Raw genomic sequence first — 13,891 nt, 5'->3', positions numbered from 1 at the left:
CCTTTCTATTGTTAATGTTTCTTCAATTGGACAGTAAATTAATTTGATATAATTGCATTATACTGATAAAATTAGAACAATTCTAACAGTATAATGCTGAAATATAGCACTATTTTGATAAATGTAAAAGTAGGTGTCACAAATGGACTTAAGCGTCAAAACATCGTTGAAGGAAAATCGCCTGCATGGTACTGAGCAATTTCCGCTGGCAGCCTATTGGATCGACCAAACGATTGCCGGAGCACCAATATTAGAATGTCACTGGCATAGCGAAATGGAATTTTTCTTCTGCATGCAAGGAGAGGTATTATTTCAGGTGGATACCGACTACTATGTCGTGAAGGCTGGCGAGGCTATATTTATTGATAGCGGAGAAATACATACAGGTCATTCTCATCATCATGCGACTTGTATGTATGGAGCGATCGTGTTTGACCCACAATTATTAGCAAGTGCTAGCTTTGATGCAATACAAACTGAGTATATTGCTCCTTTTTTCGAACGTACTCGCAGTTTCCCCCGTCATATTAAGCCACATTCACGCTGGGAGAAACAGCTTTTAGATTCGCTCAAAATTATATTATCACTTTGTGATCAGCAGGATTTGGGCTATCAGCTTAGTATTAAAGCATTGTTGCTACAAATGCTGCAAACGATCTTGCCAGAAGGTAGACATGCAAACCGTAGCAAACGTGAATTAACCGATCAGACGAAGACGATCAGATTGAAAAAGGCGATTAGTTATATTCAATCCAATTACAATCAGCCTCTTAAAATATCGCAGATCGCTGGGCAAATTCCGATGAGTGATGGCCAGTTCTGTCGTTTCTTCAAAAGTATGACGAGACAAACACCCATCGAATATGTGAATTCCTATCGCATACGTCGTGCAGGAGAGTTGCTGCTTGATCCATCGAACAAAATCTCATCCGTCGCATTAGATGTCGGTTTCGATCATATGAGTTATTTCGTTAAAGTATTTCGTCAGCAAATGAACTGCACACCTTCTGAATATCGAAAAAAAATGCTAAATAGCTCCTTAGACAATACGCTCTAGCTAATTTTCAATATAATTTTGCAAAATTGTTGATATATTTCGAATTTTTTGCTCAATTTTTAAGGTAATATTAATGTTCATTCGCTACAATACTCTTATACTTTGTTGTGTTGGAGGAATGAATCATGACAACTACAGTTGTATTCCAAGAAAAACAGATACCTGTATATATGCAAGAGCTTAATAAAAAAGCAATGCGCAAGCTGGAGGCCATTTTGAATCAGAAATGGGAAACAGGCAAGCAAGCTTTGAAACTTTGCTTGGCAACGCTTATTAGTATCGAAGTTATTGGTTCAGAAGCAACGTTACATGCGTTAACCGAACATCATACTTTAACGATCTCACTTTATTAATATACAAAGGGACGAGGCTACAAGTACAGTAGCTTCGTCCCTTTGTTGTTTTAATAATTTAGTTCTTAAACAGTATATTTATTTTGCGTTTAGTTAATATCGGCTTACCTTTATTACGATTTCCCCAGATGAACACAAACGTACCAATCCATCCGAAAATCGAGGCAATAATTAATATAATGTTAATTTCCACTATCGAAGTTAATCCTGTCCCTAATAACGGACCAATAGTCCCTCTTATACCAAACATCATGAGATGTATACCAAAGACAACTGCTTCTCTCCCTGGAGCAATCTTGAATATGAATGCCATAATCCCGATTTCCCAAATTGCTTCACCTACACCTTGAACTGCATTTCCAATTAATACTCCAGTAAAGCTCCCCCATAAACTATATAGCAAAGGTACAATAGCGTAAGCTGCTATTCCGATTATAAGAGTATACTTAATATCTATACGATCAATCATAATACCGCCTAACCAGAACGTTAATAAGAGTGCGATATAGTAGGCGACACGTGCATAACCTATTTCTACATTGCTTAATCCAAGTACATCGACTTGAATAATCTGGTATAAAGGAATTGACATCATATTACCAAATCCTGAAAACGTTGTTGCTATAAGAAATAATGCAAGTATTTTATTACTTTTCACAAGCTGAACTTGTTCTAGCCATTGAGCTTTTTTGCCAACTCTAGCTACTGCAGTAAGACCTCGATTAGGTTTAGAACCTTGTTTGGATACTTTAATCGAATTGAAAATACTGACAGAGATAAATCCAGCAATCGCAGCAGCAATTAATGGTCCCCTTGGCCCCAATACGTCTGTCCAGCTACCAACTAGATATGCTATTGGAATCATTAATACACCCATACCAACACGTACATAGCCCATTAATCTACCACGCAGATTAGATGGATAAATTCTAGATACGAGCGAAGCATAGGCCGGCGCTTGAATCCCCATTAATAATTGAAAAACAACAGCCGTTATTACATAGACATTAGGATTAGGGAATATTGCGGGCAATATTGGCAATAGACGACCAATCATATTAGGAATTATCGTAAATGGCTTCGGCTTATCCGATCGCTCAATCCATGAAGCCCAAATAGGTGAGAAGATTAAGCCAATTGCTGGAGCAGCTGACAATATCCCTACTTGCAAATTAGAAGCACCTTCTTGTATAGCAAAAGCAATAAAAAACTGATTCATAACTACATTGAAAAGACTAAAAAACAAAGTTGCAACAAAATCTACGCGTACATTCCACCATACCCGAGGCTGTATCTCCATTCCGAAATGTTGGTGTTGCTCAGCCTTTAATGCTTGTGACATATATTAACGATCCTTTTTTCAGTGTATTTACCCAAAAATTACTGTCCAAGAATTACCATACTATAAAAACATCTTATTTGTATAGTGGTCGCTTAATATTTAATAAATTGAAAAAACACCACAGTGCTTTAGCTCTCGAAGAGAGACAATAGACTGTGGTGTTCATGTTTACTATTCTCCTAGCAAAATTTGAGCATATGGAGATTCAATCGGCATCATAATGACTGGATTATTACTCATCGTTACAATATAACTCTCCAACGTTCGATACAGATTGTAGAATTCCGGGTCCTTACCGTATGCTTCATTATAAATTTTTGCAGCCTCTTGCTCACCTGCCGCAACTATTTTCTTGGAATCAGCCTCGGCTTGAGCCATTAATTCAAGTGCAGTACGATCTGCTTTTGATGTAATTTTTTTAGATTCTTCATCACCCTCTGATAAATAACGGGCAGCAATCGATTGACGATCGGAAATCATTCGATTATAGACACTTTCCTTATTACTTTCAGGTAGATCAGTACGCTTAATACGTACATCTACGATTTTAATACCATAATTATCACGTTGCAGTGACAGTGCTACATCCTTAGTGATTTCATCATTCAAATCACCTCTTGCAGTATTTTCACTAATAATTTCATCATAATTCACTTCAGAAAGTTTACGTCTTACTGAGTTGTATACCGCCTCATTAATCCTTTGTGCCCCATCACTTACAGCAGGACTTGTTTTGTTAAATTTCACAGGATCATCTATTCTCCATACCGTGTAATTATCGACAAGAATAACTTTCTTGTCTTTCGTCATAATTTGAGTCGGTACATTCTCATAAGTCATCTGGTACTTGGGCAACTCTTTAATTTTGTCGACAAATGGTATTTTCATATACAGTCCTGGCTCTGACTTAGCATCGATTGCTTCGCTAAAACGCAAAACAATTTTATATTCGCCTTCTTTAACGATATATAACGAGCCAAATAGGCAAATAATAATGACAATACCTGCAATAATTAATCCAGTAAGTTTAAATTTCTTCATATATTCTCCCCCTACTGCGATCCAGCAGAGTCGGAATTCGAACTGCTAGTTGATGTGTTATTCGTTGTAGAGCTACTCTTCTTACTCAAAAGCTCATTAAGTGGTAAATAGTTGACCGTATCACTACCGGTATTTGTAATAATAATTTGCGCATTAGGCAGAATTTTTTCCAGCGTCTCAATAATTAGTCGACTTTCTGTAATATCTTTATTGTTCTTATATTCAGCATAAATAGCATCGAACTTAGCTACATCACCTTGTGCATTCAAAATACGAGAAGCTTTTTCAGCTTCTGCTAGCTCAATTAATGCTTGAGCTTCTCCTCGTGCTTTTGGAATTCGATCATTTTCATACTTTGTCGCATTATTAATTTTCGTATTTTTCTCTTCTCGTGCATTGGTAACGGCACGGAAAGCCTCTGCCACTTGACCATCAGGCGGTTCAATGTCTTGGAACTTTAAGTCAATAATTATAATTCCAGTCTCATACTTTTCTTGTAGTTTCATTAATTGTTCTCTTGCTAATTCTTGAATTACTGTTTTACCATCAGTAATCGCATAATCTAGCTTCTGTGCACCCATGACCGAGCGAATAGATGCTATTGCAGAGTTACGTAAAAATGTTTCATGATTATCAATATTCGTTAAATAATTTTTGATATTTCCAATTTTCCATGTAATAACAGCATCTGCAGACACAATGTTTTCATCACCAGTAATCATCATCGCTTCAGACTCATCAACAATGTCACCATTTGCTGATTCACGATAACCAATTGTAATATACTGTGTCATTTCTGCAGGGACGATCTTCACATCTTGAATCGGATACGGAAGCTTGAAATGTAAACCTGATGTTGCCTCATCTGTAATTTTTCCGAATGTTAATATTACAGCACGTTCTCGTTCCTCCACGGTGTAAAATGAGGTCATTCCAATGTACAATAAAATAATAGCGATACAAATACCAATGACTGATTTACTAACAATTTTTGGATTCCAAGAAATGTCTTTTCTTTGTTCATTGCGATTTTCGTTGTTTTCATTTTCAAAGTTCAAATCCAATTCCCCTTTCATTCTCCTTATATCATATGACTCTATACGTTCATTTCACGATTTGGTCACAGAATTTTAAGCTTATTTTCAGCTTTACTGTTTTTGAGTCCGCTACGAGTGCAAATTGCAGAGGAGAGTTAATGAGAAAAACAACACTATTTTTTCTTTGAATCACGTAGTCGCAAGGTAATTAGACGGTTAATCAGTGAACGTTAGTATCATTCAAGCGTTTGACCCTTAATTTCGGTCAGTGCTTTCATTAAAAACATATCATTAGGATGACAAAAAAAGCTATCTACTCATTACTTTGTAGATAGCCACGATATTACGTTGATAATATATGATAGCTGCTTTTACCGCTACATTTCACTTCCTATATCGTCTTTTCTGTGTACGTTAAATTGCCGCTAAGTCAAGCATACTCAAGCGGATTTCTACTATTCATAGACAAGTAGTACGTAATAATCTCATTACCATCTTGAATACTGAACAAATCTAATGTAATTTCTTGCATAGCACCTGACTGGTTTTGAATAATACCACTCATCGAACCTGAGCCTTGCTGCAATATTTTATTCAATTTTTTAATAGCATCACTGCGAGTACTAGCTGGAAAAATAGTCGCTAAATACTTGATTGATTCTCGATATGGTTGCATCTCTGCCAAGCCAGTATATGAATAGAATAAAGCATTAGCGCCGATAATTTTATGATCTTGATCAAGTAATAGGATGCCTTCATCTATACTTTCTTGTTGTCCTAAGTTGGCGTGTTCCTGCTGTACAGTAGATAGTGTATTCATATATCTATGGCGCTTTTTAAAGTCTCTAGTAATCAGCCCTGCTAATATACCAATTCCAATTACGGTCAACATAGACCAGTAAATCTTTGCATCCATGTTACTAACTATTGAAAGTATCATCTTCATTTGCCCCTCTATGTATAATTTGATAACCATAGAGAGTATATCAGCCGATTCTGAACTTTTTTTGAACTTCCCTTACAATGAAGGGTCAATACATTCGCTTGTCAGCTTCGATGCCGACTACGCTACGTTAGCCTAATCATCGTGATCACAAGCGGTGAAACGAAACCTAGCAACGTGTACGGTACGAGTACACGAGCGGTCAAATGCCGAAACTTCCAATCAAGGTTCAAAATGTGGGCTTTCAGAATCGAGAAGATGGAGCGCTACTTGAGGAAGGAGGAAGCGCCAGTGTACGTGGTTGGTACATGCGAACCGTACTTTCCAAGTTCGTTTCAGATGCGAGGTCGATTATGCTACGTCAGCATAATCATCGTGATCACAAGCGGTGAAACGAAACCCAGCAACGTGTACGGTACGAGTACACGAGCGGTCAAATGCCCGAAACTTCCAATGAAGGTTCAATAAGTGGGCTTTAAGAACCGAGCAGGTGAAACGCTACTTGAGAAAGGCGGAAGCGCAAGTGTACATGATTACGTACACGCGAACCGTACTTTCCAAGTTCGTTTCAGATGCGATGTCGAATACGCTACCTGCATTACATCGTTATCAAAGTCCACTTTTTGAACTACCGCTTTAAGATGATGAGCTTACTTGTTGTCATATCCTCTATGGCATAAGGCACACCTTCCTTGCCAGTACCGCTCATCTTAACACCACCATATGGCATATGATCAACACGGTATGTTGGAATATCGTTAATAAGCACTCCCCCTACTTGCAAGTTCGCCGCTGCCTGCCACGCTGTTTCTAGTGTTTTGCAATAGACACCAGCCTGCAAACCATATGCAGAATTATTCACCATTGCAATTGCTTCTTCCATAGATGCAACCTTATTCACTATAACAATCGGGGCAAATACTTCCTGGCAGCTAATAACCGAATGTTCTGGCACATTTATCAAAATTGTCGGTTCGAGAATGACATTATCGATAATCTGCCCTCCCAATACGAGTGAAGCACCATCATCTAGTGCTGCTTGTATCCATTGTCTTGAGCGTGAAATCGCTGCTTGAGATATTAATGCCGATACGTCTGTATTAAGCGATAATGGATCGCCAATTACTAACTGTGAAGCTGTTGCAACAAATTGTTCTACAAAACGCTCATATTGTTCACCGATCACATATATTCGTTGCAATGAAATGCATACTTGTCCATTATTGCTAAATGCGCCTGTGACACAACGTTGAATAACTTCGTCAGTCATCATCTCATCATCAATAATTACTGCGGAATTAGATCCAAGCTCTAACGTGCGCTTCTTGATTGCTGCAAGCTGAGATATTCTTAAGCCTACGGTTGGGCTACCAGTGAATGTAATCATGTTGACTCGTGGATCGACAACGAGATGCTCTCCAATCTGCACACCATCACCTGTTACAATATTCAATGCTCCTGCTGGCAAACCTGCCTCCATGAAGAGTTCACCAATAAACAAAGCAGATAGTGGAGTTTGTGGTGCTGGCTTTAAGACAACCGTATTACCTGCAGCAATTGCCGGTCCTATTTTATGGGCAACTAAATTCATGGGGAAGTTGAACGGTGTAATAGCTCCGATTACTCCTAGCGGTTCACGAATCGTAAATGCTAATCGTCCTTCTCCACCAGGCATTGCGGCCATCGGAACCATCTCACCGTTCAAACGTTTTGCTTCTTCTGCTGCATATTGATATGTTTGAATCGTACGTTCTACTTCTATATAAGATTGCTTAATTGGTTTCGCAGCTTCAAGACTTATACAATGTGCCGCTTCATCCTTACGCTCCTCTAACAATTGAGCAACTTTGCTTAATATATGTGCACGTTCATATGCAGCAAGCTTTCGTTGTGATGCACATGCAGCTAGCGCTGAGTCTATTGCAGCATCCAATTGTGCAATCGTTGCCTGAGCAATCATCGCAATAACTTCCCCAGTATACGGAGAACGTAAAGGCTCGTAGTGTTCCGTTGACACTTTTTTTCCGCCAATGAATAAATATTTCTTCATCTCATACTCTCCTCATATCATAATGTAATCAATAAAAAACGCTCCTTTACGCAATGGGAGGACAACCCTACCATTGCTAAAGGAACGTTTTATGGTTCATTCAATGAGCGATAACATATCTATTCACGCATATAGTTAAGCATAATTAATTCTCTCAGTAGTCGTTACTCTTTACTAACTGTTTCTTCTTCGCTTTGGTTATTATACATTAAACGTGAAATCAGAATACCTACACCGCCTAATACGATGAATATTACTGCTTTAATACCTATATGCACATCCGGCAAATCAATGAATATGACTTTCATCAATACAACGAATAAGATGAAAATCCCTGTAATTCTAGGCTTTGACCATTTTTTCAATAGTCCAAGTATTATAGCACCGATGGCATATATCGTCCAAAAAGCTGACATAATGTAATGCTGCATTTCAATTCCTAATTCTGTACTTAGCACTACCGATAACATCGAGACAAATAAAAACCCAACAAAAGCTGAAGTCCAACGTAGAATTGGTAATGTAATATCCTCATCAGCGCTTTTACTGTTGTTAACAATATTCGTTTGATACTGCGTATAAATGACTGGCAAAGAAGCTAATATAAGGAACCAATTTAACATTTCAGCTGAAATGATATGTGGCACATCTTGCACCATAACAACAAGTGAAACTGTTACAAAAACGATACTTGAAAGTATTCCATATATCATATATTTCTGTCGGATCGCTACTATTAATGAAATGGCTACTATTAACTGTACCATCGTCGCTTTATAGTCATTGGCTATAAGATCGACAAATAGGATAAGAGCAATGAAACTTGCAATGTTTAAAACCAGCTCGTGGCGGTATCGAGAGGAACCTACATCTTCCTTTGCCGCATTTACCTTATTATTATAGAAGAGGACAGCACCACCCAAATAACAAAGTAACATCACACTTAGAACAATCCAATACGATATTTTATAATTTTCCAGTAATAAAGCAGAGGACCAAATCAATGCATTAGAGAGAGCTATAACTTGCATTATAATATGATTTAGCGTATTTCCTTTATCCATAATAAAATGAATTAATAGACAAATAAGTTGAATAAGAATGGCACTAACATATAAACTCTTTGAAATAGCGAAAAACTCATTGTAAGCAATAAGTAATGAGAACTGTAAAAGCACGAATGCAAACCAGTACGCTACACGATACATGAGTTTATAGCTTAAATTCAACATAACTAATGAGAATGCTAATTGTGAAATAATAAATAGTGATCCATTAATTTCTGTTAAGTCTACTAGAAAAGCACAGAGAAATCCGGAAATAATTGAAATTGTAACTAGCGTTTCTGATTTCCAACGTATTGATGAATATATAATTTGCGCAAATGCAATGAGATAGCACACGATAGCCAACGGTATCGGTAATATTTCATAAGCTAAATGTGCCACTGATATCGTAATGATTAGCAATCCATGCGAACCACCTAATAATACTTTTCCGAGTGCAGCTCGCTTATGACGGTACTGACTTAAACCCAATACGTATAGTACAATCGCCGCGAAAACTCCGAGCCAACAGCGTACTGGTTCCGTAAGATATCCTTCCCTCACTACTGCAACAAAGCCCCATAGCATCCCTACTAATAGAACGATTATAAATACTGTAGGCAGCCACACGCGGGCAAGTGTATCTTCAAAATTACGAGAAGATTTCTCTTTTTGCACCTTCATATACGGCTGACCATAGGCGTATTGTTGCTGCTGCGCTGGGTGCGCTCCTTGCGGCCCGGCTTGGTTCCACTGCTGTGGATTCGCTCCTTGCGGCGCGGCTTGGTTCCACTGCTGTGGATTCGCTCCTTGCGGTGCGGCTTGGTTCCACTGCTGTGGATTCGCTCCCTGCGGTGCGGCTTGGTTCCACTGCTGTGGGTTCGCTCCCTGCGGCGCGGCTTGATTCCACTGCTGTGGATTCGCTCCCTGCGGCGCGGCTTGGTTCCACTGCTGTGGATTCGCTCCCTGCGGGGCGGCTTGGTTCCACTGCTGTGGGTTCGCTCCTTGCTGTGCGGCTTGATTCCACTGCTGTGGATTCGCTCCTTGCTGTGCGGCTTGGTTCCACTGCTGTGGATTCGTTCCTTGCGGGGCGGCTTGATTCCACTGCTGTGAATTCGCTCCTTGCGGTGCGACTTGGTTCCACTGCTGTGGATTCGCTCCCTGCGGCGCGGCTTGCTGATCCGCTTCGTTTTGCATAGCTTTCAGCTCTTCTTCCAGCTTCGCTATCTGTTTTTCAATTTCACTCTTCTTATTTTGTGAATCGATTATGAACTCCTCCTTAACTACTCCTCAGAATTGATTAATCTAAGACCGTTTAGAAATATATCCCATTCTTGATGTATTATATCATATCAGTTTAATCTCTAGACTATTATCTATATTCTTTTTTGTTGGAGCTTTAAATAAAGCCAAAAGAATACAAAACAGTACAAGATCGGGATAGCTAATGCAGCAATAATTTCAAAATTAGAATAATTTACAAAGTTAGATAACATATCGATCAGCTGAAATGTTGGTGGCAATATCCATAATGGATATTCAATCCATAACCCAAACGCTTCTACAATTCCACCCTTCGCTAAAGTGACAACAAGTATCATTAGTATGCATGAAATAGCAAAACTACCACTTTTAATAAATGTTCTATTAAAAAATAAGGGGATAACAATTCCTAAAAGTGAAATTTCGAGATGGACAGCAAGAGCTAATACCGACATTTGTAGCGTTACTGGCTCGTTGAACATATTTGTGACAAGCGGATAGATAACTGCAACTAAGCACAATACACAACAAAGCACAGATACCATTACTATTTTCCCAATTAAATATGCGCGTATACTGCCAGCATGTAGAGAAATTATTTGACCTTGTATTGGATTGGTAGAATTAATAAAACTATAACAAAGCCATGCAGATATCAGATATAGGAAAACTGCAGATAACGCATAAGTTTCCATAATCGGATTAGGCTTATAGGAATACATTATCATTAAACATAGGAAAAAACATATTAAAGCTGGAAAATACCGATGTGAACGAATATAGCTTTTCAATAAATAGTTGATCAAATGAAGGTTCAACTAAATTCCCCCTCTGGATCATAGCTCGTAAGTTCTAACACACTTTTGCACTCTATTTCCTTGGTTAAAGAAGTAATAGAATATTTATGACGTAGTAATTGTAGCATAACATAATCCCGATGCTCTTCTTTAACAATTAGCTCATTACCATACTTGTGAGATAGAATCATTTCTAGATTAAGACAGTGAGAAATAGGAACTTCAGTACTTCCATTACTAGTGTAAATAATTTTGAATACTGACTCTCTGTTTTGTATATTTGGATTATCGGAATGAACTTTGCCGTCCTTAATTACTATAATACGATCAGCAATTCCATTTAGCAGAGAATTTTCATGGCAAGTTAAAATAATGGTTATTCCTTGATTTTTGAATAGTTGCAACATAGTTATTAATTCAAGTTGAGAGCTCGCATCCAATCCTGAGAGAGGCTCATCAAGAATAAGTACAGTAGGATTTCCAAGCACAGCTTGTAACAAATTAACTTTTTGAAGCATACCTTTTGAAAAATAAGTCATATGATATCTTTCGTTCAAGTTAAACTTATGAAGTAATTCTATTATTTCCTGCTTTAATTCGGACCTATGTAGCCTCTGAATACGCCCCATTGCATATAAATATTGTTCTGCAGTAAATCTCAACTTCGGAAATTGTTCAGGTGCATAGCCGATTTTACAGTCTCCTGCATAAATAATTTCACCTGAAGTACAAGGTATAAGACCTGCAATCATTTTCAAAACCGTAGATTTGCCAGAGCCGTTATGACCTAAAATTGCAACACACTGATTTTTCATCAAATTAATGCTGATTTGATCTATAACCATCTGACCCTTTGAAAACGACTTACTTGCTTTTCTAAGTTCAATCATTGATTCCATAATTCACCTCATAGTTCTATAAAAAAAGCCTCATTACATAAAAAGATAACATTATCTTTATATGTAATGAAGCTTAATAATTATAGCTAAATTCCTTTAGTAGTACTCTTTGAATAGTGGTTTAAAGTATTGAAGTCCTGATGATATGATACAAACATACGGTTCACCGTTATCATCAACCGTTGTCAGAAGAGCAATTTCAGTATCTGCTAATTTCCATACTGACAGTAAATCAACATCCCCTGCAATAAGACTATCTCCATACTTCTCAAAATCCACATCACCGATTATATCTTCTGACCAAAATTCAAGATCTACTGTTGGTTCGCCAAATGCTGCTTCAAGCTCATAATATAAATCATAAGTAGCGTAAATATAGTCCATATTATCGTCATAATAAGTGTCTACATAATACGTTGCTCTGCCTAGTTTATTATTCGCAAACTCATATTCTACATCAGCATCATAGCCTGCTACGTAAATACCACCGAAGTATAAATAATCTGTGTCGGAAGTGAACAGTTTACCATATTCTACATCTCTCACTTGTTTCATAGTCATACCCCAAGTTGCGTCGCTTAGAGTATTTGTGTCAAATACTAAAGGGATATAATCTGATTCAATTGTAATCGTACGTGTATCTTTGTTCCATTCAACTTCAGCACCTGTAGCTTCACTAACAAAGCGAAGTGGGATCATTGTATTTCCATCTTTAACTATTGGAGCAACTAATAAAGGAACTTTTTCTCCATTTACAATGGCAGTTTTATTACCAATCGTTAATTTAAGCGTAATATCATCATTATATCCAGTAACTGTTTTAGTTTTTTGATCCCAAGAGTAGTCTAACCCTAACGCTTTGAAAACTGTCGTAAATTGGACTAGCGTAGTTCCTTGCGTTTGAATAGGATCAATATCAAATACAAGCTGCTCGTTATCAACATACACCTTAATAATGGATAAATTGACTGCTGCCGACACTCCAGTTGGTACAAGTAACATCATCGCAAGTACTAATACGATTATCTTTTTCATTTCGTTTCTCCCTCATATGTATAATTGTATGGAAAACATACCCTTTTTCCTTAAAGCAGTATACCTATGTTTGTTGGGTTTGACAAGAGTAATTCACTATTTCTATGGTTTACTTCCATATAACACCACAAAGTTATAATATTTATAAACACAATCCACATCCGAGAATCCAATACTCTTCAAAGCTTTTAATTGATCTTGTAAATTAGACATTTTATCTAGTTTTGTTCTTTCATATGCTGAAACGATTTCCTCATCACTTAGATCACTAGCTTCTACCTTGCTTTTCCAATCTGATTTATAGAGAGAATCAAGATAGACCGTTTCTCCAAGAACTTGATCAGCATTAATAAATATACCGGAATCAGTCAAATTGCTATAGCTATTTTTATATAATTCATATTTTTGTACATCCGTTAGATGATGAATGGAAAGCGCTGATATAATAATGTCAAACTTCTCTTGTGCTATATAGTTAGTATAATCCGCTACGACATAGTTAACATTGGGATACGATTGAAGCCTTAACTTAGCTACATCGAGCATTTTCTCTGAAATATCAATTAAAGTAATCGAAGCATCAGGGAACTTTTTCAATAGCAATGATGACATTAATCCCGTTCCAGCACCCAAATCCAAAATAGTAGGCGATGGTTTATTACTATTCGCAAGTGCAGCCGCTATGCCATAAAAATCATCAAAACAAGGAATTAACTTTTTGCGTTGTTCATCATATTGCTGCGCAACATCATTAAAGCTAGTTATTATCTCATTATGATTATTCATTGAATCAACCTCCGCTATAGTTAAGTTTTCACTATCATATAAGAATGAGGCTTATTACTGAAATATATAATAACTATAGAAGTGATAGGTTTTGACTATAAATCTTTTCATAGTCAGAATTCGAACTATATTATAATTTAGTTATTCCAGTAATAAAAAGATTTTATAATATACTTAATACCGCTCTAAATAAAGCAGAAAAAATGCAGATCATACCAAAGAACCTAGCTAGTCTAATAGAC

The 13,891-nt window shown here is 37.3% G+C and carries 12 protein-coding genes; 2 read left to right on the top strand and 10 right to left on the bottom strand.

Annotation, left to right across the window (positions count from 1 at the left end):
• The first annotated feature begins 142 nt into the window (after positions 1 to 142).
• Together AC1TO5_RS08850 and AC1TO5_RS08845 are read left to right on the top strand one after the other, a co-directional pair.
• Positions 143 to 1,057, top strand: a complete 915-nt coding sequence (locus AC1TO5_RS08850) for a helix-turn-helix transcriptional regulator (protein WP_482062419.1) — start codon at positions 143 to 145, stop codon at positions 1,055 to 1,057.
• Between the two features lie 125 nt (positions 1,058 to 1,182).
• Positions 1,183 to 1,410, top strand: a complete 228-nt coding sequence (locus AC1TO5_RS08845; RefSeq protein WP_258202455.1) for a 3-dehydroquinate dehydratase — start codon at positions 1,183 to 1,185, stop codon at positions 1,408 to 1,410.
• Positions 1,411 to 1,468: 58 nt separating this feature from the next.
• Here AC1TO5_RS08845 and AC1TO5_RS08840 read toward each other — a convergent pair whose 3' ends face one another.
• The 10 genes from AC1TO5_RS08840 to AC1TO5_RS08795 form a co-directional block, all read right to left on the bottom strand.
• Positions 1,469 to 2,752: an MFS transporter gene (locus AC1TO5_RS08840; RefSeq protein ID WP_482062418.1), complete on the bottom strand. Its 1,284-nt coding sequence runs from the start codon at positions 2,750 to 2,752 to the stop codon at positions 1,469 to 1,471.
• A 171-nt stretch (positions 2,753 to 2,923) separates the two neighbouring features.
• On the bottom strand, positions 2,924 to 3,793 hold the full coding sequence (gene hflC, locus AC1TO5_RS08835) for a protease modulator HflC (RefSeq protein WP_482062417.1): 870 nt from the start codon (positions 3,791 to 3,793) through the stop codon (positions 2,924 to 2,926).
• A gap of 11 nt (positions 3,794 to 3,804) precedes the next feature.
• Positions 3,805 to 4,851 (bottom strand): FtsH protease activity modulator HflK, encoded by a 1,047-nt coding sequence (hflK, locus tag AC1TO5_RS08830; RefSeq protein WP_482062416.1) that lies wholly within the window; start codon positions 4,849 to 4,851, stop codon positions 3,805 to 3,807.
• A gap of 409 nt (positions 4,852 to 5,260) precedes the next feature.
• A complete protein-coding gene (locus tag AC1TO5_RS08825; RefSeq protein ID WP_482062415.1) occupies positions 5,261 to 5,770 on the bottom strand; it encodes a hypothetical protein in 510 nt (169 codons plus the stop codon).
• 631 nt (positions 5,771 to 6,401) lie between these two features.
• Positions 6,402 to 7,823, bottom strand: coding sequence for an aldehyde dehydrogenase family protein (locus AC1TO5_RS08820; protein WP_482062414.1), 1,422 nt, complete (start codon positions 7,821 to 7,823; stop codon positions 6,402 to 6,404).
• Positions 7,824 to 7,987: 164 nt separating this feature from the next.
• Positions 7,988 to 10,066: a proline-rich domain-containing protein gene (locus tag AC1TO5_RS08815; protein ID WP_482062413.1), complete on the bottom strand. Its 2,079-nt coding sequence runs from the start codon at positions 10,064 to 10,066 to the stop codon at positions 7,988 to 7,990.
• A 179-nt stretch (positions 10,067 to 10,245) separates the two neighbouring features.
• On the bottom strand, positions 10,246 to 10,950 hold the full coding sequence (locus AC1TO5_RS08810) for a hypothetical protein (protein ID WP_482062412.1): 705 nt from the start codon (positions 10,948 to 10,950) through the stop codon (positions 10,246 to 10,248).
• Positions 10,947 to 11,828 carry an ATP-binding cassette domain-containing protein gene (locus tag AC1TO5_RS08805; RefSeq protein WP_482062411.1) on the bottom strand — a complete coding sequence of 294 codons (882 nt, stop codon included), beginning with the start codon at positions 11,826 to 11,828 and terminating at the stop codon, positions 10,947 to 10,949. The genes AC1TO5_RS08810 and AC1TO5_RS08805 overlap by 4 nt, the downstream gene beginning before the upstream one ends.
• Positions 11,829 to 11,924: 96 nt before the next feature.
• On the bottom strand, positions 11,925 to 12,863 hold the full coding sequence (locus tag AC1TO5_RS08800) for a copper amine oxidase N-terminal domain-containing protein (protein WP_482062410.1): 939 nt from the start codon (positions 12,861 to 12,863) through the stop codon (positions 11,925 to 11,927).
• 102 nt (positions 12,864 to 12,965) lie between these two features.
• Positions 12,966 to 13,649 carry a class I SAM-dependent methyltransferase gene (locus AC1TO5_RS08795; protein ID WP_482062409.1) on the bottom strand — a complete coding sequence of 228 codons (684 nt, stop codon included), beginning with the start codon at positions 13,647 to 13,649 and terminating at the stop codon, positions 12,966 to 12,968.
• Positions 13,650 to 13,891: the final 242 nt, after the last annotated feature.

It is taken from the genome of Paenibacillus sp. Y930, assembly GCF_056786375.1.
Note: the sequence above shows the minus strand (reverse complement) of the source record. Positions and strands in the feature narration are given on the sequence as shown.

Coding starts and splice junctions, on each gene's coding strand:
- AC1TO5_RS08845 (WP_258202455.1), top strand. CDS start 1,183: ATGACAACTACAGTTGTATTCCAAGAAAAACAGATACCTGTATATATG.
- AC1TO5_RS08840 (WP_482062418.1), bottom strand. CDS start 2,752: ATGTCACAAGCATTAAAGGCTGAGCAACACCAACATTTCGGAATGGAG.
- AC1TO5_RS08795 (WP_482062409.1), bottom strand. CDS start 13,649: ATGAATAATCATAATGAGATAATAACTAGCTTTAATGATGTTGCGCAG.
- AC1TO5_RS08825 (WP_482062415.1), bottom strand. CDS start 5,770: ATGATACTTTCAATAGTTAGTAACATGGATGCAAAGATTTACTGGTCT.
- AC1TO5_RS08850 (WP_482062419.1), top strand. CDS start 143: ATGGACTTAAGCGTCAAAACATCGTTGAAGGAAAATCGCCTGCATGGT.
- AC1TO5_RS08805 (WP_482062411.1), bottom strand. CDS start 11,828: ATGGAATCAATGATTGAACTTAGAAAAGCAAGTAAGTCGTTTTCAAAG.
- AC1TO5_RS08815 (WP_482062413.1), bottom strand. CDS start 10,066: ATGCAAAACGAAGCGGATCAGCAAGCCGCGCCGCAGGGAGCGAATCCA.
- hflC (WP_482062417.1), bottom strand. CDS start 3,793: ATGAAGAAATTTAAACTTACTGGATTAATTATTGCAGGTATTGTCATT.
- AC1TO5_RS08820 (WP_482062414.1), bottom strand. CDS start 7,823: ATGAAGAAATATTTATTCATTGGCGGAAAAAAAGTGTCAACGGAACAC.
- AC1TO5_RS08800 (WP_482062410.1), bottom strand. CDS start 12,863: ATGAAAAAGATAATCGTATTAGTACTTGCGATGATGTTACTTGTACCA.